The 23984-nt window shown below is 72.4% G+C and carries 17 protein-coding genes and 2 pseudogenes; 5 read left to right on the top strand and 14 right to left on the bottom strand.

Features of this window, described 5'->3' with window-relative positions; all coding sequences use genetic code 11:
- Both M1E25_RS01635 and M1E25_RS01630 read right to left on the bottom strand, forming a co-directional pair.
- Nucleotides 1-374: pseudogene (locus tag M1E25_RS01635) on the bottom strand (peptidase S41); the annotation flags it as partial.
- A 153-nt stretch (nucleotides 375-527) separates the two neighbouring features.
- The gene (locus tag M1E25_RS01630) at nucleotides 528-1601 is read right to left on the bottom strand and encodes a nitronate monooxygenase (RefSeq protein ID WP_251408188.1); all 1074 of its coding nucleotides are present in this window, start codon (nucleotides 1599-1601) and stop codon (nucleotides 528-530) included.
- A 101-nt stretch (nucleotides 1602-1702) separates the two neighbouring features.
- Here M1E25_RS01630 and M1E25_RS01625 point away from each other — a divergent pair, with 101 nt between their 5' ends.
- Nucleotides 1703-2155, top strand: coding sequence for a protein-tyrosine phosphatase family protein (locus M1E25_RS01625; protein ID WP_251408185.1), 453 nt, complete (start codon nucleotides 1703-1705; stop codon nucleotides 2153-2155).
- 7 nt (nucleotides 2156-2162) lie between these two features.
- On the opposite strand, the gene M1E25_RS01620 is transcribed toward M1E25_RS01625, so the two are convergent.
- From M1E25_RS01620 to hrcA, 3 genes are all read right to left on the bottom strand, one after another.
- On the bottom strand, nucleotides 2163-2900 hold the full coding sequence (locus M1E25_RS01620) for a 16S rRNA (uracil(1498)-N(3))-methyltransferase (protein ID WP_251408182.1): 738 nt from the start codon (nucleotides 2898-2900) through the stop codon (nucleotides 2163-2165).
- A 101-nt stretch (nucleotides 2901-3001) separates the two neighbouring features.
- A complete protein-coding gene (gene dnaJ, locus M1E25_RS01615; protein WP_251408180.1) occupies nucleotides 3002-4135 on the bottom strand; it encodes a molecular chaperone DnaJ in 1134 nt (377 codons plus the stop codon).
- Nucleotides 4136-5152, bottom strand: coding sequence for a heat-inducible transcriptional repressor HrcA (hrcA, locus tag M1E25_RS01610; RefSeq protein ID WP_251408177.1), 1017 nt, complete (start codon nucleotides 5150-5152; stop codon nucleotides 4136-4138).
- A 178-nt stretch (nucleotides 5153-5330) separates the two neighbouring features.
- Between hrcA and M1E25_RS01605 the strand changes: the two genes are divergently transcribed.
- Both M1E25_RS01605 and M1E25_RS01600 read left to right on the top strand, forming a co-directional pair.
- On the top strand, nucleotides 5331-6083 hold the full coding sequence (locus M1E25_RS01605) for an MBL fold metallo-hydrolase (RefSeq protein WP_251408174.1): 753 nt from the start codon (nucleotides 5331-5333) through the stop codon (nucleotides 6081-6083).
- Nucleotides 6084-6108: 25 nt separating this feature from the next.
- The gene (locus M1E25_RS01600; RefSeq protein ID WP_251408171.1) at nucleotides 6109-6942 is read left to right on the top strand and encodes a DUF3097 domain-containing protein; all 834 of its coding nucleotides are present in this window, start codon (nucleotides 6109-6111) and stop codon (nucleotides 6940-6942) included.
- A 278-nt stretch (nucleotides 6943-7220) separates the two neighbouring features.
- On the opposite strand, the gene hemW is transcribed toward M1E25_RS01600, so the two are convergent.
- From hemW to lepA, 3 genes are all read right to left on the bottom strand, one after another.
- Nucleotides 7221-8453, bottom strand: coding sequence for a radical SAM family heme chaperone HemW (gene hemW / locus M1E25_RS01595; protein WP_251408168.1), 1233 nt, complete (start codon nucleotides 8451-8453; stop codon nucleotides 7221-7223).
- A 90-nt stretch (nucleotides 8454-8543) separates the two neighbouring features.
- Nucleotides 8544-10433, bottom strand: coding sequence for an AMP-dependent synthetase/ligase (locus M1E25_RS01590; RefSeq protein WP_251408165.1), 1890 nt, complete (start codon nucleotides 10431-10433; stop codon nucleotides 8544-8546).
- Between the two features lie 523 nt (nucleotides 10434-10956).
- The gene (lepA, locus tag M1E25_RS01585; RefSeq protein WP_251408161.1) at nucleotides 10957-12843 is read right to left on the bottom strand and encodes a translation elongation factor 4; all 1887 of its coding nucleotides are present in this window, start codon (nucleotides 12841-12843) and stop codon (nucleotides 10957-10959) included.
- Between the two features lie 192 nt (nucleotides 12844-13035).
- Here lepA and rpsT point away from each other — a divergent pair, with 192 nt between their 5' ends.
- Nucleotides 13036-13302 (top strand): 30S ribosomal protein S20, encoded by a 267-nt coding sequence (rpsT, locus tag M1E25_RS01580; protein WP_251408158.1) that lies wholly within the window; start codon nucleotides 13036-13038, stop codon nucleotides 13300-13302.
- Between the two features lie 501 nt (nucleotides 13303-13803).
- Here rpsT and holA read toward each other — a convergent pair.
- Nucleotides 13804-14793 (bottom strand): DNA polymerase III subunit delta, encoded by a 990-nt coding sequence (holA, locus tag M1E25_RS01575; RefSeq protein ID WP_251408155.1) that lies wholly within the window; start codon nucleotides 14791-14793, stop codon nucleotides 13804-13806.
- 154 nt (nucleotides 14794-14947) lie between these two features.
- Between holA and M1E25_RS01570 the strand changes: the two genes are divergently transcribed.
- Nucleotides 14948-15193 (top strand): hypothetical protein, encoded by a 246-nt coding sequence (locus M1E25_RS01570; RefSeq protein ID WP_251408280.1) that lies wholly within the window; start codon nucleotides 14948-14950, stop codon nucleotides 15191-15193.
- A gap of 67 nt (nucleotides 15194-15260) precedes the next feature.
- Here the strand turns inward: M1E25_RS01570 and M1E25_RS01565 are convergent.
- The 5 genes and pseudogenes from M1E25_RS01565 to leuS all read right to left on the bottom strand — a co-directional run.
- A pseudogene (locus tag M1E25_RS01565) lies at nucleotides 15261-17750 on the bottom strand (ComEC/Rec2 family competence protein); the annotation flags it as partial.
- Nucleotides 17747-18667 (bottom strand): ComEA family DNA-binding protein, encoded by a 921-nt coding sequence (locus M1E25_RS01560; RefSeq protein WP_251408152.1) that lies wholly within the window; start codon nucleotides 18665-18667, stop codon nucleotides 17747-17749. The pseudogene M1E25_RS01565 and the gene M1E25_RS01560, both read right to left, overlap by 4 nt.
- A 412-nt stretch (nucleotides 18668-19079) precedes the next feature.
- On the bottom strand, nucleotides 19080-19928 hold the full coding sequence (locus M1E25_RS01555) for a DegV family protein (RefSeq protein ID WP_251408149.1): 849 nt from the start codon (nucleotides 19926-19928) through the stop codon (nucleotides 19080-19082).
- A 66-nt stretch (nucleotides 19929-19994) separates the two neighbouring features.
- Nucleotides 19995-20792, bottom strand: coding sequence for a hypothetical protein (locus M1E25_RS01550; protein WP_251408146.1), 798 nt, complete (start codon nucleotides 20790-20792; stop codon nucleotides 19995-19997).
- 198 nt (nucleotides 20793-20990) lie between these two features.
- Nucleotides 20991-23858, bottom strand: coding sequence for a leucine--tRNA ligase (gene leuS, locus M1E25_RS01545; protein ID WP_251408144.1), 2868 nt, complete (start codon nucleotides 23856-23858; stop codon nucleotides 20991-20993).
- Nucleotides 23859-23984 lie beyond the last annotated feature (126 nt).

Genomic DNA, 23984 nt, shown 5'->3' with positions numbered 1-23984 from the left:
GGGCCGCCGTCGAGCGGGACGGCCCGGGCCCAGGTGCGGCGCAACGACATCTGCCCGGTGGTGGAGAGCGCGAGCACCTTGCCGTCGGAGGTCCAGCCCCGCACGGAGGTCCGTGTCCCCCAGTGCGTCAGCCGCTGCGAAGGGCCGCCGTCGACGGCGGCGACGTGCACTTCGGGGGCGCCGTCACGGGTTGAGGTCCAGGCGATGTGCTCGCCGTCGGGCGAGATTCGTGGGTGGTTGACGGGCATGTTGTCGCTGCTGACCCGCCAGGCACGGCCGCCGTCGAGGGAGGCGGCCCAGACGTCGTCCTCGGCGGTGAACGTGATCAACTCGCCGTGCAGATGCGGGAACCGGAGGTACGAAGGCTGCGTCACCCCGCCACACTATTGACCTTGCACCTCTCCCACCAGCCGTTCCGGTGAGCACGGAACCTTCGGGTGTCCGCGGCGGGCGGCCTCGGGTCCCCGCCCGGACGCCCGCCGCAGGGTCCGGCGCCGTTCCGGCGGCCCCGTGCCGGTCGGGCCCCGTCAGTCCCGGCCTTCGGCGAACGACCGCCGGGCTTCGGCGAGTTCGGCTGTCAGCACGTCGACCAGCTGCCCGGCGGGCAGGCCCCGGGCCAGCCGGTGCCCCTGCCCTGCCCACAGCCCCATGCCCTGGGGATCTCCGGTCGCCGCCGCGGCCCGGCGCAGCCCCGCTGCGAGGAAGTGCACCTGCGGATAGGCGGCGGGCGCGTACGGGCCGTACTCGCTCAGGAAGCGGTTGACGAGCCCGCGGGCCGGCCGTCCGGAGAACGCCCGGGTCAGTTCCGTGTGCGTGAACTGAGCATCGGTGAGCGCCTGTTTGTGCAACGGGGAGGCCCCGGACTCGGGGGTGACGAGGAACGCGGTGCCGAGTTGGGCGGCGTCCGCGCCGGCGGCCAGGACGGCCGCGATCTGCCGACCGCGCATGATGCCGCCGGCCGCGATCACCGGAAGCCGTACCGCTTCGCGTACCTGGGCGAGCCGGGTCAGCAGCCCCAGGGCGGCGTGGTCGGCGGACGGGTCGTCCCGGTGGGTGCCCTGGTGGCCGCCGGCTTCGGCCCCCTGCACGCAGACGGCGTCCGCGCCGGCGTCCGCAGCGGCGCGGGCCTCGGCGGGCGAGGTGACCGTGACGACGGTGACCGTGCCCGCCGCGGACAGCGCGGCCAGGTCGGAACGGGACGGGCAGCCGAACGTGAAGGAGACCAGGGGTACCGGATCGTCCAGCAGGGCGGCCATTTTGGCGGCGTAATCGTCGTCGGCGGGGCCGTCTGCGGCACCGAGCCCGGTTCCGTAGTGCTCGGCCTCCCGGGCCAGTCGCTCCGCGTAGGCGGCGACCTCCTCGGGAGCGGCGACGGGTTCCGGCTGGGGCAGGAACAGGTTCACGCCGAAGGGGCGGCTTGTGAGTTCCCGCAGGGCGCGGATCTCGCGGCGCATGTCCTCCGCCGTCCGGTAGCCGGCCGCCAGGAACCCGAGGCCGCCCGCCTCGCTCACAGCCGCGGCGAGTGCGGGACAGGACGCGCCACCGGCCATCGGTGCCTGCACGACGGGGTGGCGGCAGAGGTCGTCGATCACGGAAGCCATGACGGCATGCTGCCACGCCGGTGGGCGCAGAGAGGGGTGGCGGCGGGGGCCCCTCATGCCGGTCCGCACCGAGGGGAGCGCCCGCTCGCTGTGGTGCACACGTGACGGCCACCTGGGATCCCGATGCGCCCGGCGTCCTGGAGCTTCCCTCCGGGCGCCGGCTGCGGGGCCGTGCCCTGCGCCGCCCGCTGCCGCCGGGGCCGGAGCCCGCGTTCGCCGTCCGCTTGCTCGGCACCGAACCGCCGCAGGTCCCGTGGGCGTCCTGCCGGCTGCACTGGCCCGACTTCCGGTTGCCCGCAGACCGCGCGCAGGCCCGCGAGGTGCTGGGCGAGGCCTGGGCCCGGGAGGAGTCCGAGCGGGTCGAGATCGCCTGCGCCGGCGGACGCGGGCGCACCGGGACGGCGCTGGCCTGTGTCGCCGTGCTGGACGGGATTCCGGCCGGTGAGGCTGTGGCGTTCGTGCGCCGCCACTACGACCCGCACGCGATCGAGACGCCGTGGCAGCGGCGACACGTTCGCCGCTTCGCGGAGGGCCGTCCCGGACGATCGGGGTGAGGCTCCCTCAGGACCAGCGGCCGGTGCGGCCGAGCAGCAGCGCGCCGGCGGCCGTCCCGGCCGTGGAGGTCCGCAGGACGCTGGGGCCCAGCCGGTAGTGACCGGCCCCTGCGTCGGCGAAGGCCTCCAACTCCTCCGGGGTCACGCCCCCTTCGGGACCGACGACCAGCACGATGTCGCCGGAGGCGGGGAGTTGCGCAGTGGCGAGCGGTCGGCTGCCCTCCTCGTGGAGCACGCCCGCGAAGGCCGCCTCGCCGAGCAGGTCGCATACCCGACGTGACGTCATGAGGCCGGTGACCTCCGGGAATCGCAACCGCCGGGATTGCTTTCCGGCCTCGCGCGCGGTGGCCCGCCACTTGCCCAGTGACTTGAGACCGCGCTCGCCCCGCCACTGGGTGATGCAGCGTGAGGCCGCCCACGGGACGATGCGGTCCACGCCCGTCTCGGTCATGGTCTCGACGGCCAGCTCGCCCCGATCGCCCTTCGGCAGCGCCTGCACGACGGTGATGCGGGGGCGCGGTTCGGGCTCCGTGCGGACGTCGGTGACGTCGACCTCGAGCCGGTCCTTGCCCTCGGCCGCGGTCACGGTCCCCAGGGCGCCCGTTCCCGCGCCGTCCGTGAGGACGACGGCCTCACCGGCGCGGATCCGCCGCACGGACACCGCGTGCCGCCCCTCGGGACCGTCCAGCACGACCGGGCCCACGGCGAGCAGGCCGCGGTCGGCCAGGAACACCGGGGCGGTCACAGAACCGCCACGGGAAGCAGGAGGGGTGCGGAGGGCATGACCACATGGTGTCATGCACTCCGCACCCCGTCGCGATCAGGTGCCTGTGGCCGCGGCGTGGCTCAGCGGCCGTTGAAGGCGTCCTTCAGCCGGTGGAAGAGCCCCTGCTGGCCGGGCTGGAAGTGCCCTGCCGGGCGCTCCTCGCCGCGCAGCTTGGCGAGCTGCCGCAGCAGGTCCTCCTGCTGCGGGTCGAGGTTCCCGGGGGTCTGCACCTCGACGTGCACGATCAGATCGCCGCGGCCGCCGCCGCGCAGATGTGTGATGCCGCGCTGGTGCAGCGGGATCGACTGACCGGACTGGGTGCCGGGCCGGATGTCGACCTCCTGGAGACCGTCCAGGGTCTCCAGGGGGCACTTGGTGCCGAGCGCCGCCGCCGTCATCGGGATGGTCACCGTGCAGTGCAGGTCGTCCCCGCGCCGCTGGAAGACCGGATGCGGCAGTTCGTGGATCTCCACGTAGAGGTCGCCGGCCGGGCCGCCGCCGGGGCCGACCTCGCCCTCGCCGGCCAGCTGGATCCGGGTGCCGCTGTCGACGCCCGCCGGGATCTTGACGGTGAGCGTCCGCCGGGAGCGGATCCGCCCGTCGCCCGCACACTCGTGGCACGGCGTGGGGACCACGGTGCCGAAGCCCTGGCACTGCGGGCACGGCCGCGAGGTCATGACCTGGCCGAGGAAGGAGCGGGTCACCTGGGACACCTCACCGCGGCCGCGGCACATGTCGCAGGTCTGCGCCGAGGTTCCGGGAGCCGCGCCCTCACCGCTGCACGTGGTGCAGACGACGGCGGTGTCGACCTGGATGTCCTTCGTGGTGCCGAAGGCCGCCTCGTTCAGCTCGACGTCGAGCCGGATCATGGCGTCCTGGCCGCGCCGGGTGCGCGAGCGGGGCCCGCGCTGGGCGGTGCCGCCGAAGAAGGCGTCCATGATGTCGGAGAAGTTGCCGAAACCACCGCCGAAGCCGCCCGCACCGCCGCCCGCAGCCGAACCGGACGGGTCGCCGCCGAGGTCGTAGACCTGCTTCTTCTGCGGGTCGGAGAGCACCTCGTAGGCGGCGTTGATCTCCTTGAACCGCTCCTGGGTCTTCGGATCCGGGTTGACGTCCGGATGCAGCTCGCGCGCGAGTCGGCGGAAAGCCTTCTTGATCTCGTCCTGTCCGGCGTCGCGGCGCACGCCGAGGACGGCGTAGTAGTCAGTGGCCACTTACGACTCCGCGAGGATCTGTCCGACGTAACGTGCCACTGCGCGTACCGCTCCCATCGTTCCGGGGTAGTCCATGCGGGTCGGTCCGACCACGCCGAGTTTCGCTACTGCCTCGTCGCCCGAACCGTAGCCGACCGCGACCACGGACGTGGACGTCAGGCCCTCGTGAGCATTCTCATGCCCGATTCGTACGGTCATGCCGGAATCCTTCGACTCCCCCAGCAGCTTGAGGAGCACGACCTGTTCCTCGAGCGCCTCCAGCACCGGCCGGATGATCACGGGGAAGTCGTTCCCGAAGCGGGTGAGATTGGCGGTGCCGCCGATCATCAGCCGCTCCTCGGTCTCCTCGACCAGGGTTTCCAGCAGCGTCGCGAGTACCGACGAGACTGTACCCCGGTCCTCGAGTTCGAAGGACTCGGGAAGATCCTGCACCAGACCGGGGACATCGGCGAAACGCCGTCCCACGACCCGGCTGTTGAGACGCGCCCGCAGGTCGGCGAGCGACGTCTCGCCGAACGGGGCCGGGCAGTCGACCATCCGCTGCTCGACGCGCCCGGTGTCCGTGATCAGGACCAGCATGAGCCGGGCCGGGGCGAGCGAGAGGAGTTCCACATGCCGGACGGTCGACCGGTTCAGCGACGGGTACTGCACCACGGCGACCTGCCGGGTCAGCTGGGCGAGCAGCCGGACGGTACGGGCCACGACGTCGTCGAGGTCGACCGCTCCGTCCAGGAAGTTCTGGATCGCGCGGCGCTCGGGCGACGACAGCGGCTTGACCCCCGCCAGCTTGTCGACGAACAGGCGGTAGCCCTTGTCGGTGGGGATCCGGCCGGCGCTGGTGTGGGGCTGGGCGATGAAACCCTCGTCCTCCAGGACCGCCATGTCGTTGCGCACGGTCGCGGGCGAGACACCGAGGCTGTGCCGCTCGGTGAGGGCCTTGGAGCCGACGGGTTCCTCCGTGCCGACATAGTCCTGCACGATGGCACGCAGCACTTCGAGCCTGCGTTCACTGAGCACCGCGCACCTCCAGCTTTCGCATCCTGACCTCCGCCTGGCACTCGGCGCGTCGGAGTGCCAGCTTCCCCGGGGCCAGTGTACGGCCGAGTAGGGCGGGCCGGGCAAGAGCAGCCCGTCCACCCCGCCGGGTGGGCGGCAGCGACCGGATCACGGGGGTGTCTTCGACTAGCGTCGCTGTATGCACCTCACTTGGGAAGAGGGCGGGTGGGAGCAGCTCGCCCCCGGCGTGACCCGCCGCCGCCTGCCACGCTGGGACGCGACCGTGGGGCTGGTCGTGGGCACCGAGGGCGCTCTGATGGTGGACGCCGGCTCGACCGTCCGCGAGGGTGCCGAGCTGCGCCGCCAGGCGGAGTTCCTGCTCACCCGGGAGGCCCCCGGCGGGCCACGCGGCGTGACACATCTCGCACTCACCCACCCCCACTTCGACCACGTACTGGGAATGAGCGCGTTCGCCGGGGCGGAGGTGTACGGGGCGGTGGGCCTGGACCGCGTCTTCGCCGGGCCGGGCGACGGGCTGCGGACGGACGCGGAGCGGCACGGTGTCGACCCCGACGAGGCGGCCGAGGCCACGGAACTTCTGGCGCGCCCCCGGCACCTGGTCTCCGGTGATGTGACGGTCGGGCTGGGCGACGGCCGTGAGGCCGTGCTCGCCAACGTGGGCCCGGGACACAGCCGCCACGACCTGGTCGTGCTGGTTCCCGGCCGGCGCGGGGCGCCCTCGGTCGTCTTCTGCGGAGATCTGGTGGAGGAGTCGGGAGAGCCGCAGGCGGGGCCCGACTCCGTGCCGGGCCGGTGGCCGGCGGCGATGGACCGGTTGCTGGCGCTGGGCGGCGAGGAGGCGCTGTACGTGCCGGGGCACGGCGCGGTGGTCGACGCCGCCTTCGTCCGGGCCCAACGGGACGAGTTGGCAAGGCGGTTCAGCACGCCCTGAGCCCACCGGGGGTTATCGTCAGCGGGTGCGCAGCAGACAGTACGGGCCGGATCTCACCCCGCCGTGGAAGAAGCCGAAGCCGGTCCCCGAGGTGCCGGCCGACGCCGGGCTGGTGGTCGAGGAGGTCACCACGGAGTTCTGCGGCGCCGTCGTACGGTGCGAGAGAACCGCGCAGGGCCCGGTGGTCACCCTGGAGGACCGTTTCGGCCGGCACCGGGTGTTCCCGATGGAACCGCGGAGGTTCCTGCTGGAGGGCCGCGTGGTGACGCTCGTGCGCCCCGCCCCGGCGAGGGGCTCCGGACAACATGGCGGCGGCCCGGCGCGTACCGCCTCCGGGTCGGTCGCGGTGCCCGGGGCCCGGGCGAGGGTGGCGCGGGCGGGCCGGATCTACGTCGAGGGCCGGCACGACGCGGAACTCGTCGAGAAGGTCTGGGGCGACGACCTGCGGATCGAGGGCGTGGTCGTGGAGTACCTCGAGGGCGTCGACGACCTCCCTGCGATCGTGCGCGAGTTCGCCCCGACGTCCGGCGCCCCTCTGGGTGTGCTCGTGGACCACCTGGTGCCGGGGTCCAAGGAGTCACGGATCGCCGCCGAGGTCACGGGCGACCATGTGCTCGTGGTGGGCCATCCGTACGTCGATGTCTGGGAGGCCGTGAAGCCCTCCTCGGTCGGGATCGCCGCCTGGCCCTCGGTACCGCGCGGCCAGGACTGGAAGAGGGGCGTCTGCCGGGCGCTCGGCTGGCCGCAGAACACGGGCGCGGCCTGGCAGCGGATCCTCGGTTCGGTGCGCTCCTACCGGGATCTGGAGCCCGCGCTGCTGGGCCGGGTCGAGGAGCTCATCGACTTCGTCACGGCGTAGGCGGGGCCGCGTCGTCCCACTGTCCGCCCGTCCGACAAATCCTTCCTTGCGGCGCACAGCGCCATGTGCCGGAGCGGACCTGAGGCGTGTTGTGAAAGTCCCGTCCGGCTCGCGGCGCCCGGCACGCACATCCGCTGCGTTGGCGGATCGTCCGAGTAGCCCTCCCCTGGCCTGCGGCATGGGGAACCCCAGAGGCCGGCTCTCCGCCTTGCGGCTGCACGCACCAGACGCCGCAAGCCCCGCCCCAGGGGCGGACGACGCTACTTCCACAACAAGCCTCAGTCGACGAGGTCGCGCACCACCGCGTCGGCCAGCAGTCGTCCGCGCAGGGTCAGGACCGCGCGGCCCTGACCGTAGGGATCCGGCTGGAGCAGGCCGTCCGCCAGTGCCCGCTGCGCGGCCTGCGCCCCCGCGGGGGCGAGCAGGCCGAGCGGGCAGCCGTCGGCCAGCCGCAGCTCGAGCAGGATGCGTTCGACCCGGCGGTCCTCGTCGCTCAGCAGCTCGCGGCCGGCCCCGGGCGAGCGGCCCTCGCCGAGTGCCTGGGCGTAGGCCCCGGGATGCTTGACGTTCCACCAGCGCACGCCGCCCACGTGGCTGTGCGCGCCCGGCCCAGCACCCCACCAGTCGGCACCGCGCCAGTAGAGCTCGTTGTGGCGGCAGCGGCCCGCTTCCGAGGCGGCCCAGTTGGACACCTCGTACCAGGTGAACCCCGCCTCGGAGAGCCGCTGTTCCGCAATCAGATAGCGGTCGGCGTGCACGTCGTCGTCGGTCATGGGGACCTCGCCGCGGCGGATGCGCCGGGCCAGCTGGGTGCCCTCCTCGACGATCAGCGCGTAGGCCGACACATGATCCGGCCCGGCCTCCAGCGCAGCTTCCAGGGAGGCGTGCCAGTCGCCGTCGGACTCGCCGGGCGTACCGTAGATCAGGTCCAGGTTGACGTGATCGAAGCCCGCCGCCCTCGCCTCGGCCACGCAGGCCTCGGGGCGACCGGGCGTGTGTGTCCGGTCCAGGACGCGCAGCACGTGCCGGCGTGCGCTCTGCATACCGAACGACACGCGGTTGAAGCCGCCCTCCCGCAGCTCGGCGAGGTAGCGCGGGTCGACGGAGTCCGGGTTGGCCTCGGTGGTGATCTCCGCGTCCGGCGCGAGACCGAACTCGTCCCGCAGCGCGGCGAGCATCCGGACCAGGTCCGCGGCGGGGAGCAGGGTCGGTGTGCCGCCGCCGACGAACACGGTCTCCACCGGGCGGGGGTCGTCGCCCAGGGCCTTGCGGGCGAGGCGGATCTCCTCGACGAGCGTCTCGGCGTAGTTGTCCCGGGAGGCCAGGGTGCCCCCGGAGCCGCGCAGTTCGCTCGCTGTGTAGGTGTTGAAGTCGCAGTAGCCGCAGCGGCTGGCGCAGTAGGGAACGTGCAGATAGAAACCGAGCGGGCGGGCCGCGGCGCCGGTCAGGGCGTGCAGCGGCAGTGATCCGTCGTCGGGCACCGGTTCGCCGTCGGGCAGTGCGGAAGGCATGGACCCATTGTCCGGCATGGCGGACGGTACGGACGAGCCGCCCGCGTGACCGGCTGCTGCCGGGTCACGCGGGCGGCTCGGTGCCATCGGTCAGGACTCGCGGGAACCCGCGTACATCTCCTCGATGAGGCTCTTGTACTCACGCTCCACGACCGGCCGCTTGAGCTTGAGGCTCGGGGTCAGCTCGCCGTGCTCGATGTCGAGGTCGCGCGGCAGGATGCGGAACTTCTTGATCGTCTGCCAGCGCTGGAGCCCCTCGTTGAGGCGCTCGACATAGCCGCCGATCAGCTCCTCGACCTCCTTGAGGGCGACGACCTGGGCATAGGACTTGCCCTCGTGGCCGTTCTCCGCGGCCCAGCCCATGATCGTCGGCTCGTCGAGCGAGATCAGGGCGGTGCAGAAGTTGCGGTCGGCACCGTGCACGAGGATGTTGCTGACGAACGGGCACACGGCCTTGAACTGGCCCTCGACCTCGGCCGGGGCGATGTACTTGCCGCCGGAGGTCTTGATGAGGTCCTTCTTGCGGTCGGTGATCCGCAGGTAACCATCGGCGGAGAGTTCGCCGATGTCACCCGTGTGCAGCCAGCCGTCGCTCTCGAGGACCTCGGAGGTCTTGTCCGGCAGCCCGTGGTAGCCCTCCATGATGCCGGGACCGCGCAGCAGGATCTCGCCGTCCTCGGCGATGCGCACCTCGGTGCCGGGGAGCGGCTTGCCGACGGTGCCGGTCCGGTACGCCTCGCCCGGGTTGACGAAGCTGGCGGCGCTGGACTCGGTGAGACCGTAGCCTTCGAGGATGTGGATGCCCGCGCCGGCGAAGAAGTAGCCGATGTCGGGCGCGAGGGCGGCGGAGCCGGAGACACAGGCCCGCAGCCGGCCGCCGAACGCCGCGCGCAGCTTGGCGTAGACGAGCTTGTCGGCGATGCCGTGCTTCAGCTTCAGACCGAACGGCGCGCTCGCGGTGCCGGTGTGGCGGAAGTTGTCCTGGGTGGTCTTGGCGTACTCGCGGGCGACGCCCGCGGCCCACTGGAAGATCTTGTACTTGGCACCGCCGCCGGCCCGCGCCTTCGCGGCCACACCGTTGTAGACCTTCTCGAAGATCCGCGGAACGGCTGCCATGTAGGTCGGCTGGACCGTCGGAAGATTCTCGATGATCTTGTCGATGCGGCCGTCGACCGCGGTCACGTGCCCGACACCGATCTGACCGGAGATGAGCACCTTGCCGAAGACGTGGGCGAGGGGTAGCCAGAGGTACTGGACGTCCTCGGCGGTCACCAGGCCGGTGGCCGGGATGGCCTTGGCCATGTAGGACCAGCAGTCGTGCGGTAGGCGCACGCCCTTGGGCCGTCCGGTGGTGCCGGAGGTGTAGATCAGGGTGGCGAGCTGGTCGGCACCGATGGCGGCGACCCGCTCCTTGATGCTCTCCGGGTGCGTGCGCAGGTACTCCGCGCCGCGCCGCTCGAGCTCGTCGAGGGAGAGCACCCAGTCCTCGGGGTCGCCGGCCACGGTCTCGGCACCGGCGGCGTCGATGACCACGACGTGGGCCAGCGCGGGGAGTTCGGCACGCCGCTCCCGGGCCTTGGCCAGTTGCTCGGCGTCCTCGGCGATCAGGACGCGGCTGCCGGAGTCGGCGAGGATGAACGACGTCTCGTCGGCGTTGGTGCTGGGGTAGACCGTGGTGGTGGCGGCTCCCGCACACAGGATGCCGAGGTCGGCGAGGATCCATTCGACACGGGTGCTGGAGGCCACGGCCACGCGCTCCTCGGCGTCGACACCGAGGGCGACGAGTCCGGCGGCGATCGAGAAGACGCGGTCCGCCGCCTGGGCCCAGGACAGGGAGTGCCAGGCATCCGGTCCCTCGCCGGTGGCCGGGGCCACGGGGTAGCGGTACGCCTCCCGGTCGGGCGTCGCCTCGACCCGCTCAAGGAAGAGGGACGCCACGGAAGGCGGCCGGTTCTCGATCAACGTCTGCGTGTCGCTCACGACATCCTCCGTGCACGCGGGGCGCGCAGTGAGTGGCTGGAAGTTGTTTAACTGACGAGTAACCTGCAAGCAGGGAATCAGGTTAGAGCCCGAGCGGCCCGTTCGTAAGGGTCTGCGACAGTCTTTCTCACGATGCAGGTTTCGAGTGGGCGCACGCCGTCCCACCTCATGAAACACAGAAGCGGACTCGGCAGGGGATGTCGAGCCCGCGGGCACGGCTCCCAGGTGGTCGGGGCGTCCCGGATGCCCTGACGGGCCGGGAGGACGCATGGCGCGATCGAGGCGAGAGCAGGGCGCCGGGCCGGGCGGAAGCGGCCACTGGCCGGGGCTCGCCGGGACGGGAGCGGGTCCGGCGGCTGCGGAGCCGACCGGGTGACCGCAGGGGCACGGGGGCGGCCACCGCTCCCGGCTGCCCCCTCGATACGGCGCACGGGGCCGCGGTGCGCGATGCCGCGCCGCAGCCCCGTGCGGGAGGTCGAGGCCCGGGCCGCCGGGCCGGGTCACTCCGGACGGCGGCCGCCGGTCACTTCTTGGCCTTGGCGTCGCCTCCGCCGTCGGAGTCGCTGGACAGCACGGCGATGAAGGCCTCCTGCGGGACCTCCACGCTGCCGACCATCTTCATCCGCTTCTTGCCTTCCTTCTGCTTCTCCAGCAGTTTCCGCTTGCGGGAGATGTCACCGCCGTAGCACTTGGCGAGCACGTCCTTGCGGATCGCGCGCACCGTCTCGCGGGCGATGACCCGGCTGCCGATGGCCGCCTGGATCGGCACCTCGAAGTTCTGCCGCGGGATGAGCTCGCGCAGCTTCCCGACCAGCCGAACGCCGTACGCGTACGCCTTGTCCTTGTGCGTGATGGCGGAGAATGCGTCGACCTTGTCGCCGTTCATCAGGATGTCGACCTTCACCAGGTCGGCGAGCTGCTCGCCGGTGGGCTCGTAGTCGAGCGAGGCGTAGCCCCGGGTCTTGGACTTCAGGGCGTCGAAGAAGTCGAAGACGATCTCGGCGAGCGGCAGGGTGTAGCGCAGCTCGACCCGGTCCTCGGAGAGGTAGTCCATGCCGAGCAGGCTGCCGCGGCGGCTCTGGCACAGTTCCATGATCGCGCCGATGAACTCGCTGGGAGCCAGCAGCGTGGCCCGGACGACGGGTTCGCGCACCTCGGCGATCTTGCCCGAGGGGAACTCACTCGGGTTGGTGACCGTGTGCTCGGTGCCGTCCTCCATCGTGACCCCGTAGACCACGTTGGGGGCCGTGGCGATCAGGTCGAGCCCGAACTCGCGCTCCAGGCGCTCGCGGACCACGTCGAGGTGGAGCAGGCCGAGGAAGCCGACGCGGAAGCCGAAACCGAGGGCCGCGGAGGTCTCCGGTTCGTAAACCAGGGCGGCGTCGTTGAGCTGGAGCTTGTCGAGGGCCTCACGCAGCTCCGGGTAGTCCGAGCCGTCCAGCGGATACAGGCCCGAGAACACCATCGGCTTCGGGTCCTTGTAGCCGCCGAGCGGTTTCTCGGCTCCCTTGGCGAAGGAGGTGATGGTGTCACCGACCTTCGACTGCCGGACGTCCTTCACGCCGGTGATGATGTAGCCCACCTCACCGACGCCGAGGCCGTCGGCGGCCGTCATCTCCGGCGCGGAGACCCCGATCTCCAGGAGCTCGTGCGCGGCACCGGTGGACATCATCCGGATGCGCTCGCGCTTGTTGAGCCGGCCGTCGACGACACGGACGTAGGTGACGACACCGCGGTAGGAGTCGTAGACCGAGTCGAAGATCATCGCGCGGGCCGGGGCGTCGGCCACGCCGACCGGCGGCGGGACCTCGGCGACGACCTTGTCCAGCAGCGCGTCGACGCCCTCACCGGTCTTGGCGGAGACCTTGAGCACGTCGGAGGGGTCGCAGCCGATGAGGTGCGCCAGTTCGGCGGCGAACTTCTCGGGCTGCGCGGCCGGCAGGTCGATCTTGTTGAGGACCGGAATGATGGTGAGGTCGTGCTCCATCGCCAGGTAGAGGTTGGCGAGCGTCTGCGCCTCGATGCCCTGCGCCGCGTCCACGAGCAGGATGCAGCCCTCGCACGCCGCGAGCGAGCGCGAGACCTCGTAGGTGAAGTCGACGTGCCCCGGGGTGTCGATCATGTTGAGGACGTGCGTGGCGCTTTCGCCCTCGCCGCCCTCGGCCGGGGTCGGCGCCCAGGGCAGCCGGACCGCCTGGGACTTGATCGTGATTCCCCGCTCGCGTTCGATGTCCATGCGGTCGAGGTACTGGGCGCGCATCTGCCGTTGCTCGACCACACCGGTCAGCTGGAGCATCCGGTCGGCAAGGGTCGACTTGCCGTGGTCGATGTGCGCGATGATGCAGAAGTTGCGGATCAGGGCCGGGTCGGTACGGCTCGGTTCCGGCACGTTGGTTGGGATCGCGGGCACGCAGGGTCCATTCGGTGATGTGCTGACAGCTCGGCGGCGGGACACGTGATAGTCCTCCCCATGGTCCCACGACTGGGGCCTGTGGTCCGGTTTGGGAGCCGATCAGGCCTGCTGGTAGCCTGGCCCACTGTGTCTCGTGGCCCCGGCCCGGGGCGCAGCTCAGAAATCCGACGAACCTGAAAAGGCTCATTCGTGGCGAACATCAAGTCCCAGATCAAGCGGAACAAGACCAACGAGAAGGCGCGCCTGCGCAACAAGGCCGCCAAGTCGTCGATCCGTACCGCGGTACGCAAGACCCGTGAGGCCATTGAGGCCGGCAACGCCGAGAAGGCCACCGCTGCCGTCCGCGACGCCGGCAAGATGCTCGACAAGGCTGCCAGCAAGGGCGTGATCCACAAGAACGCGGCCGCCAACAAGAAGTCGGCGCTGGCCCGTCGCGTCGCGGCCCTCAAGGGCTGACACGACTCTCGCCCGACCCGGCTCTCCAGCCGGCCGGGCCCTTGGGACCTGAGCGTCCCGACCCCGTCGCCCCGGTCCAGCGGACCCTCTCAACCGCCCCGGGGAGGCAGCCCGAAGCCCGCAAGGGCTGGGCACCGCGCCGCACGCGGCCTGCGTTCGCCACGCGGGTGCGGCGCACACGAGCAGAACGAACCGAAGGCCCGAAGCCGTCCGATTCCCCCGGACAGCTCCGGGCCTTCGGCCTGTCCGGGCGCGGTGCGGGTGGGGCAGGCTGTGGGGGCCGGGGTCAGCGCCTTGAAAACACGGGGCCGGGCATGCGCCGGGGTCCGGGGCCGGGCGGCCGGGGGCGGGCACCCCGGACGCCCCCTCCACACGTCTTCCGATCACGGTCCGGGGTCACGCCCTTCCCGGAGCTTCGCGAGAGACGGTGTCCGAGGGGCGCAGGCCGGGTCCGTCCGGAGCGTCGGGGGCGTGGCAGCGGCCGCAACCCGGGGGCTGCCTTCAGCGCCTGGCGGGACGCGCGGCAGCAGCCACCGCGATCACCGCCTTCTCCAGGGCGTACTCCGGATCGTCCCCACCGCCCTTGACGCCCGCATCCGCCTCGGCAACGGCACGCAGCGCCGACGCGACGCCGTCGGCCGACCAGCCGCGCATCTGCTGGCGCACCCGGTCGACCTTCCACGGGGGCATGCCGAGCTCCCGGGCCAAGTCGCCCGCCCGCATGCCACGCGGGGCGGATGCCAGCTTGCCGATGGCACGTACGCCCTGCGCCAGAGCACTGGTGATCAGCACTGGGGCGACACCCGTGGCGAGGGCCCAGCGAAGGCCCTCGAGCGCCTCCGCGGTCCGTCCCTCGACGGCCCGGTCGGCCACGGTGAAACTCGACGCCTCGGCTCGCCCCGTGTAGTAGCGGCCCACCACCGCCGCATCGATGGCGTCTTCCACATCGGCCGCCAACTGAGCGCATGCACTGGCAAGTTCGCGTAGGTCACTGCCGATGGCATCGACCAGCGCCTGACACGCCTCCGGAGTGGCGGAACGACCCGCGGTCCGGAACTCTCCACGGACGAAGGCCAGCCGGTCGGCGGGCTTCGTCATCTTCGGGCAGGTCACCTCGCGGGCGCCGGCCTTGCGGCCGGCATCGAGCAGCCCCTTGCCCTTGGCTCCTCCCGCATGCAGCAGTACCAAGGTGATTTCCTCGGCGGGCGCGGAGAGGTAGGCCTTGACGTCCTTGACCGTGTCGGCCGGAAGATCCTGGGCGTTGCGGACCACGACGACCTTGCGTTCGGCGAACAGCGACGGGCTGGTCAGCTCGGCGAGCGTGCCCGGCTGCAGCGCGTCCGGGGTGAGGTCGCGCACATCCGTGTCAGGGTCGGCAGCGCGCGCCGCGGCGATCACCTCCTGTACCGCGCGGTCGAGGAGGAGGTCCTCCTGGCCCACGGCGAGCGTGACGGGGGCGAGCAGGTCTTCGGTCGAACTCTTCCTGGCCATCGCGGCCCAGCATCCCACGCGGCACCGACAGCGATGGCCTGCCTCCCGTTCCTGTCCGTCCCGCCACGGTACGGGCCGCCACGGTGCGGTCCGCCGGTGTTCGCGGCCTCGTACTCGGTGCATGCGGGCGGATCGCGTGCCGCAGAATGTCCGGGTGAGCGACGTTCGACATGTACTGGTCCTGCCCGACCGCGATGCCGCCGAGGAAGTGGCCGAGGCCCTGGTGAACCGCTTTCGCCCGGCCGGGGAACCACAGCTGGTCCGGGACGCGCTGGCGGGCGAGGACGACGCCGAGGACGCCCAGTGGCTGGTCGTCGTCGAGGACGCCGAGGGCCGGCTGGAGGCGTCGGTTCTGGATGAGTTCGCCGCGGCGCACGAGGGCTGGCTCGAGGAGGACTGACCGCCCTGCCGGGGGCCTCGCTCCCGCTCTCCCCCGCACCGCCCACGGTGGCGGCCGGTGGGGTTCCCTTGCCGCCGGTCACGGCGATCGGGCCGTGGACATCCGTGCGCAGCACGGCGGCTCCCCCGGCCCTCAGCGCTTCGACGGTGCCGGCAGCCGGATGGCCGTACGGGTTGTCCCTCCCGCAGGAGACGAGGGCGAGCCGGGGACGGACGCGGCCGAGCAGCGCCGGGTCCTGGTACGCCGAGCCGTGATGGGCGACCTTGAGGACGTCCACCCGGGGCAGGTCCGGGACGGCTGTCATCAGCGCACGCTGTGCCGCCGGTTCGAGGTCGCCGAGCAGGAGCAGGGTGAGGTCGGCGGTACGCACCAGCAGCGTGATACTGGCGTCGTTCGCGTCGAGAGGCGGAGCCGGGCCGGCCGTTGCCCCGGGGCCGCCGGCCGGCGGCCAGAGGACGGACCAGCTCAGCGGACCGAGTCTGCGGTGCCCGGGTTCGGTGCGCAGCACCGGTACCCGGGCGGCCCTCGCGATCCGGTGCACGAACTCAACCTGATCGGCGGGTTCCTGCAGAGTGGTGGTCTCGATGGCGCCCACCGCGCGGCCGCGCAGCACGCCCGGGAGTCCGGCGACGTGGTCGGCGTGGAAGTGGGTGAGGACGACGAGCGGCACGCGCGTCACGCCGAGCGCCCGCAAACAACGATCGGCGAGAGCCGGTTCCGGTCCGGCGTCCACGACGACGGCGGTGCCGCCGCCTGCGGACAGCACCAGTGCGTCGCCCTGGCCGACGTCGCAGGCGACCAGCCGCCAGCCTGCGGGAGGCCATCCGGTGAGGGCCCGCGGCAACGGCATCGGCCGGACCACGGAAAGCAGGAGGATCAGCCCGCAGGCCGCACACACCCATGGTTTCCGGATCCACCGGGGCAGGGTGAGGACAACCGCGAGCGAGGCCGGCGCCAGCAGCAGTCCGCCGATCCAACCGCCCGGCCAGCTCATTTCGGCGCCGGGCAGGGCCGCGCCGGTACGGGCCACGGAGGTGACCCATTCCACGGGCCAACCGGCAAGCCAGGAGAGCCACTGGGCGACGGGCGGAGCGAGGGGCGCGATCGCCAGCGCCAGGAAACCGAGCACGGTCGCGGGGGCCACCGCCGCCTCCGCGAGGAGGTTGCACGGCACCGCGACCAGGCTGACGCGTGCGGCCAGCACGGCGATCACGGGCGCGCATACGGCCTGAGCGGCGACGGCCGCGGCCAGGGGCTCGGCGAGACGTTCCGGTACCCGGCGGCTGCGCAGTGCGGCGCTCCAGCGAGGGGCGATCGTCAGCAGCGAGGCGGTCGCCAGGACGGAGAGCAGGAAGCCGTAGGAACGGCCCAGCCCGGGCTCGACGAGGACCAGCAGCAGAACGGTGGCAGCGAGCGCGGGAACCAGTGACCGCCGCCGCCCGGTGGCGACGGCGAGCAGCGCCACCAGTCCGCAGCCTGCGGCACGCAGGACACTGGGCTGCGGTCGGCAGACCACGACGAACGCGGCCGTCAGCAGCCCGCCGAGCAGGGCCGTGGTGCGCAGTGGAATGCCGAGCCGGGCGGCCAGCCCCCGGCGTTCGGCCAGCCGGGCGAGTCCGGGCGGTCCGATCAGCAGGAACAGCACGATGGTGAGGTTGGCCCCGGAGACCGCGAGCAGATGGGTGAGGCCGGTCGCCCGGAATGCCTCGTCGAGGCCGGGCGGGATGCGACTGGTGTCGCCGACCACCAGACCGGGCAGGACGGCCCGGGCGTCGGGGGTCAGGCCCTCGGTCGCCCGGCGGAGCCCGGCGCGGAGGTCTCCCGCGGTGCGCTGGAGAGCGCCGGGCCGCCGGACCACGGGCGGCGGTCCGGCGCCTTCCACCCGCAGCACGGCAGCCGCCCGGTCGGTTCCTGTCAGCGGGAGGGATGCGCGGGCCCGAACCCGCAGCCCGGTGGAGGGCAGCAGGTCGAGCCAGGAACCGGTCGCGCGCAGAACGGCGGACGCGGGGGACGGGGCGTGTTCCTGCACGATGAGCAGCACCGGGGTACGGGTGCGGACCTCCCCACCATCGGCCGGGGTCACCGAGGTCGCCTCGGCCTCGATGAGTACGGCGGCGGGGGCCCGCATCGCCCCTCGGATCCGGGGGCGCACCCGGCGCGGGTCGGCGGTGACGGTCACCCGGGCGGTGAGCATCGCCCCCTGCCGGGCCAGCTCCGGGACCGGCCCCCGGTGGACATCGGCGCCATGCAGTCCGGCCGAGGCGGCAGCAGCCGCACCGCACAGCAGGGATGCCGTGAGTGCCGCTGCCACCGTGCGCCGGGCGCCCGGGTTCCGTTCCGCACTGCGCACGAGGAGCAGGGCCGATGCCAGGGCGGCGGCGCAGAACAGGCCGGCCACGGCGGCGGCCACCGGAGCCCGGGGCGAGCCGAGCACGGCAACGGTTCCCCAGGCCACCAGGGCGGGCGGTACGAGCCGGTGGTCCGCCGGGCCTTCGCTCCGGGGGCTCGCCGCCGCCTGCCGGTGACCGGGGGCGGCGTGCACGCTCTGCCGGGTCATGGCCGCACCAGTGGCCGGAGATCGGCGAACCGGCGGTCGCCGATGCCGCTGACCTCGCGGAGTTGGTCGACGGAGCGGAACCCGCCGTGCTCGGTCCGGTAGTCGAGGATGTGCTGAGCCAGGACCGGCCCGACCCCGGGCAGGGTGTCGAGCTGCTCCACCGTGGCCGAGTTCAGGCTGACCGGGGCCGGACCCCCGGCCGGTGCCCGGGCGCCTGCGGGTCCGGGGACGCCGCCGTCCGACGACGCGGGGCCCCCGACGACGATCTGCTCCCCGTCCACCAGGAGCCGGGCCCGGTTGAGGCCGCTCGTGTCCGTGCCCGGGCGGACCCCGCCGGCCTCACGCAGAGCATCGGCGACCCGGGCGCCGGCCGTCAGACGGTGAATGCCCGGATCGCGGACCCTGCCGGTGACATCGATGACGATCGGGGCGGCCGTGCCGGACGGCACCGAACCGGGCCCCGGGCGGCCGGGCGTGCCGGGGCCGTGGCGGGCCTCCTGCGTGGCGGCCGGCTCCGCGGTGGGGGCCCGGACGGTCCGGGGGGTGCCGCTCCAGAAACGGTGGACCGCGAACGCGAGGCAGGCGACGAGCACGACGGAAAGGGCGAGGAGCGTGCGGGGCTGCACGCCGCAGCGCAACTGCACCCATACCGGCAGCCGTTCGCGGATCGTCCACCAGAGCCGGCCGCGCATCCGCCGCAACCCGGCAGCGCCGGCTGCCCCCGCTGGATCGTCCGCAGATGGCTCAGCCGATGGGGCAGGGAGTACGGATGGGTCCCCACGACGCCGCACGTCCGGGTCTCCGGTGCTCTGCGGTGTTCCGGCCGCCCCGTCGGCGGGGGATGCGAACAGGGTGAGCGCGCGGGCCCGCAGGGCTTCCGCCGCCGCGTCCTTCTCCCTGCGGGAGGTACGCCTCACGCGCGGTCTCGTTCCGGCCTGTGCGGCAGGTGCCCGATGTGCGCCGGCTGCCGGGTGGGACCGGTTCGGGCCGGGCACGCCAACCTGCCCACCGGTCACGCTGTGTGATCGTTGCTCCATGCGGCGCGAAGGTAGAGGTCTTCCCGCGCGCCGGTGGATCACCGGCACATCCCGTGGATTACCGGCGAGTTGTGGAAAAGTCGGCCGCTCGGACGAGGGATGTCAGGCCCATCGGCACGCCCATGGGCCGGCTCATCGGCCACCGTCACCACGGCTCGGCAGGCCAACGCCGCCGATATGGCCTCAGCCGAGACGCGTGGCAAGCACCCGCAGTCCGCCCGGCCGTCGGCCCCGGCCGCCCCCTCGGACCCGTGACCCCGTCCGTCAGCCGTCAGCCGTCAGCCGTCAGCCGTCAGCCGCGCAACGAGACGACGGCCCCCAACAGTCCCGGCCCCGTGTGCGCCCCGATCACCGCACCGACCTCACTGACGTGCAGCTCCTCGAGCCCGGGAAGCCGCTCTCGCAGCCGCTCCGCGAGCTCCGCCGCCCGCTCACCCGCCGACAGGTGGTGCACCGCGACGTGGACCGGTCCCACACCGGCGCGCTCCACGACGATCTCCTCGAGCCGCGCGATGGCCCTCGACGCCGTCCGGACCTTCTCCAGCGCCTCGATACGGCCGTCCGCCAGCTGCAGCAGGGGTTTCACAGCCAGCGCCGAGCCGAACAGCGCCTGGGCCGGGCCGATCCGGCCTCCGCGCCGCAGATAGTCGAGCGTGTCCACGTAGAAGAACGCAGAGGTCCCCTCGGCCCGCTTCTCCGCCGCCGCCACCGCCTCGTCGAGTCCGCCACCCGCCTCGGTCGCCTCCGCCGCCGCGAGCGCGCAGAAACCGAGCGCCATGGCGACCATGCCGGTGTCCACCACCCGTACCGGGACCGGCGCTTCGCGCGCTGCGAGCACCGCAGCGTCGTACGTCCCCGACATCTCGGCGGACAGGTGGAGGGACACGATGCCCTGAGCCCCGGCCTCGGCCGCCGCCCGGTACGCGGCAGCGAACAGCTCGGGGCCCGGCCGGGAAGTGGTGACAGGGGTACGGCGTTGCAGGGCCTGGGCGAGCGACCGGGCGGAGATCTCGGTGCCCTCTTCCAGCGCCCGGTTGCCCAGCACGACAGTCAGCGGCACGGACGTGATGTTGTGCCGCGCCATCGCCTGCGGGGGCAAGTAGGCCGTGGAATCAGTGACGATCGCGACATGGCGGGACATGACAGCGAGGCTATCGGTGGCGGGGCACGGCCGACAGCGCGGGCCCGGCCGTGCAGGTCCGGCCGCTCATGCGGTGTTCTCGGGGCGGCGAGCTCTGCGCCACGGCATTCCGGTTTCCTGCCGGGGATCCCGGGCCGTGACCGCCGGCGGCGGACCGGACTGCTGCTCCCATGCGGGGCGGGGGTGACCGCTGTTGGCTGCCGACCCGCCCGCTGCATCGCCCGACGCCCTGTCGGACGCCTTGCCCGCCGTACCGCCCGCTGCTCCGTCCGGAGCCGCCCGCGTGGCCACCCCCAACGGCCCCCCGTCGTGCTCGGGCCCGTGCGTCCAGTGCCGCAGCGCACCCGCCTCCAGGTCGATCCGGCGGCTCAGATCACTCAGTTCGTCGCTCGCGAACCGCCGGGCCCGGTCCTGCGCGGCCCACCGCAGCGCGTCCGCGCTGTGCGTCACCCTGCCGACCCGCTCGCGGAGCTCGGGCAGTTGCCGGTCGAGCGCGGGCCGGTCCGGTTCCCGCTCCAGACGCCCCAGTTCGGCGTCGAGTTCGCGCCCGTGCATGCTCAGCCGCTCGAACAGGCCGACGGCCTCGGCGAGTGACGCGTCCTCCCGCGCCCCCGCGCCGAGCACCTCCTGAGTCGCCCTCATCGAGGCTCTCAGCGACAACCGCAGCCGCGCCAGCTCCCCCGCGGCCCCCGGCGTGGTGTAGCGCTTGGCCCGCAACGTGGTGTCCTCGACCGCTCGCCGCGCCTGGGACACCGTCCGGTCCACGCCCGCCTTGGCGACAGTGATCACCTTGAGGGCGGCCCAGGCTCCCACGGCCACGAACAGGACGAAGAGCACCGCCACGATTGCGATGACAGCTTCCACGGCTGCTCCTCCTTCGTCCGGTCCCCTCGGACTGTCGTCGGTCGCGGTCCGGCTCCTCCGGCCCTCGGGCTGTCGTGCAGGTGCGCACGCATCCACCGGGGCCGCCGGGCTCTTCCACCGTAAACGGCCCGGGCCGGCCGCGGGTTCCCTCGGTGTCCCCGCGGCCGGCCCACTAGGTGTCCCCGGCGCGCCGCCGGACTACGCCGGCACGATGTTGACCAGCTTCGGCGCCCGGACGATCACCTTGCGGATGTCCGCGCCGCCCAGGGCGGCCTGCACTGCGCCCTCGCCCAGCGCCAGCTGCTCCAGATCGGCGTCGGTGATCGACGGGGAGACCTCCAGCCGGGCCCGGACCTTGCCCTTGATCTGGACGACACAGGTGACGGTCTCGTCCTGCACGTACGCGGGATCGGCCACGGGGAACGACTCGTGCACGACGGTCGAGGTGTGCCCCAGCCGGTGCCACAGCTCCTCGGCGATGTGCGGTGCCAGCGGCGCGATCAGCAGCACCAGACGCTCCGCGACCGACTTCGGAACAGCGCCGCCCGCCTTGGTCAGGTGGTTGTTCAGCTCGGTGACCTTGGCGATGGCCGTGTTGAAGCGCAGCCCCTCCAGGTCCTGGGTGACGCCGTCGATCGCCTTGTGCAGCGCCCGCAGTGTGGCCTCGTCGGGCTCGGCGTCGGTGACGGTGGTCTCGCCGCTGCTCTCGTCGACGATGTTCCGCCACATCCGCTGCAGCAGCCGGTACTGGCCCACGACCGCGCGGGTGTCCCACGGGCGGGAGACGTCCAGCGGCCCCATCGCCATCTCGTACAGGCGCAGCGTGTCGGCACCGTACTCGGCGCAGATCTCGTCCGGGGTGACGGCGTTCTTCAGGGACTTGCCCATCTTGCCCAGCAGCCGGGTGACCTGCTCGCCGTTGTGGAAGTACTTCCCGTCCTGCTCCTCGACCTCGGCGGCCGGCACGGCGATGCCGCGCGCGTCCCGGTAGACGTAGGCCTGGATCATGCCCTGGTTGTACAGCTTGTGGAACGGCTCGAAGGACGAGATGTGGCCCAGGTCGTACAGCACCTTGTGCCAGAACCGCGCGTACAGCAGGTGCAGGACGGCGTGTTCGGCGCCGCCGACGTACAGGTCGACGCCCCCCGCGGGCTGCCCGTCGCGCGGTCCCATCCAGTACTGCTCGACGGCGGGGTCGACCAGCTGCCCGGTGTTGGACGGGTCCAGGTAGCGCAGCTCGTACCAGCAGGAACCGGCCCAGTTGGGCATGGTGTTGGTCTCGCGGCGGTAGCGGCGGACCCCGTCGCCCAGGTCCAGTTCGACGGTGACCCAGTCCTCGTTGCGGGACAGAGGTGTCTCCGGCGAGGTGTCGGCGTCGTCCGGGTCGAAGGTGCGCGGCGAGTAGTCGTCGACCTCGGGCAGTTCGACGGGCAGCATCTCCTCGGGCAGCGCGTGGGCGACGCCCTCCTCGTCGTAGACGATGGGGAAGGGCTCGCCCCAGTAGCGCTGACGGCTGAACAGCCAGTCGCGCAGACGGTAGTTGACGGTGCCCTCGCCGATACCCTCGGTGGCCAGCCACTCGGTGATCCGGGCCTTCGCCTCGACGACCCCCAGCCCGTCCAGTGAGACGGCGTCACTCGCGGAGTTGACGATCTTCGCTTCGTAGGAGGCGAAGGCGTCGTCCCAGGCATCCGGGTCGGTGCCCCGGCCGTCGCTCGGCTCCACGACGCAGCGCATGGGCAGCTCGAAGGCACGGGCGAAGGCGAAGTCCCGGCTGTCGTGGGCCGGGACGGCCATGATCGCGCCGGTGCCGTAGCCCATCAGCACGTAGTCGGCGATGAAGACCGGGACGGCCTCGCCGCTGACCGGGTTGGTCGCGAACGCGCCCGTGAACACACCGGTCTTGTCCTTGGCCTCGGCCTGTCGCTCGACGTCGGACTTGGACGCCGCCTGCTTGCGGTATTCGGCGACGGCCTCGGCGGGCGTGGCGTGGCCGCCGGTCCACACGCCGTGGGTACCCTCCGGCCAGGCGTCCGGGACGATGTCCTCGACCAGCGGGTGCTCGGGCGCCAGGACCATGTACGTCGCACCGAACAGGGTGTCCTGGCGGGTCGTGAACACGGTGATCTTCTTGTCGCCGTCGACCGGGAAGTGCACGCGCGCGCCCTCGGAGCGGCCGATCCAGTTGCGCTGCTGCAGCTTGATGGCGTCCGGCCAGTCCAGTGCGTCCAGGTCGTTCAGCAGCCGGTCGGCGTAGGCGGTGATGCGCATCTGCCACTGGCGCAGCTTCGCCTTGAAGACGGGGAAGTTGCCGCGCTCGGAGCGGCCGTCGGCGGTGACCTCTTCGTTGGCCAGCACGGTGCCCAGCCCCGGGCACCAGTTGACCGGCGAGTCGGAGGCGTACGCCAGCCGGTAGCCGCCCAGGACGTCGGCGCGCTCGGCGGCGGTCAGCTCGTCCCAGGGCCGGCCGTCGGGGGTGGGGCGGGCGCCGGAGGCGAACTGCTCGGCCAGCGTGTCGATCGGACGGGCCCGGTCCGCCTCGGGGTCGTACCAGGAGTTGAAGATCTGCAGGAAGATCCACTGGGTCCACTTGTAGTAGCCGGGGTCGATCGTCGCGAACGACCGCCGCGTGTCGTGGCCCAGTCCCAGCCGGCGCAGTTGCCGCTGCATGTTCTCGATGTTCGTCTCGGTGCTCACCCGGGGATGCGTGCCGGTCTGCACGGCGTACTGCTCGGCGGGCAGGCCGAAGGCGTCGAAGCCCAGGGTGTGCAGCACGTTGTGGCCGGTCATGCGGTTGAACCGGGCGTAGACGTCGGTGGCGATGTAGCCCAGCGGGTGCCCGACGTGCAGTCCCGCACCCGAGGGGTACGGGAACATGTCCATGATGTACTTCTTCGGCCGGGCGGCGATCTCCGCGGACCCTTCCAGGGCGCCGCGCGGGTTCGGCGCCTCGTAGGTGCCGTCGGCCTCCCAGAAGTCCTGCCAGCGTGCCTCGATGTCGGCGGCCGTCACGGCCGTGTAGCGGTGCGGCGCGGCCGACTCGGCGGCGGAATTGGTCTCGCTCATCGTCCTCAAAGCTCCATCGATCGTCTCGTGCCTGCGGGCATCGGGCTCTTGTTCGCGGATTCGTCCTCAAACAAAAAGACCCCTCGCACAGGAGGGGAAGCCGCGCCGACTCCGACCGGGTTCGTC

The organism is Streptomyces meridianus (genome assembly GCF_023703325.1).
Lineage (GTDB): Bacteria > Actinomycetota > Actinomycetes > Streptomycetales > Streptomycetaceae > Streptomyces > Streptomyces meridianus.
Note: the sequence above shows the minus strand (reverse complement) of the source record. Positions and strands in the feature narration are given on the sequence as shown.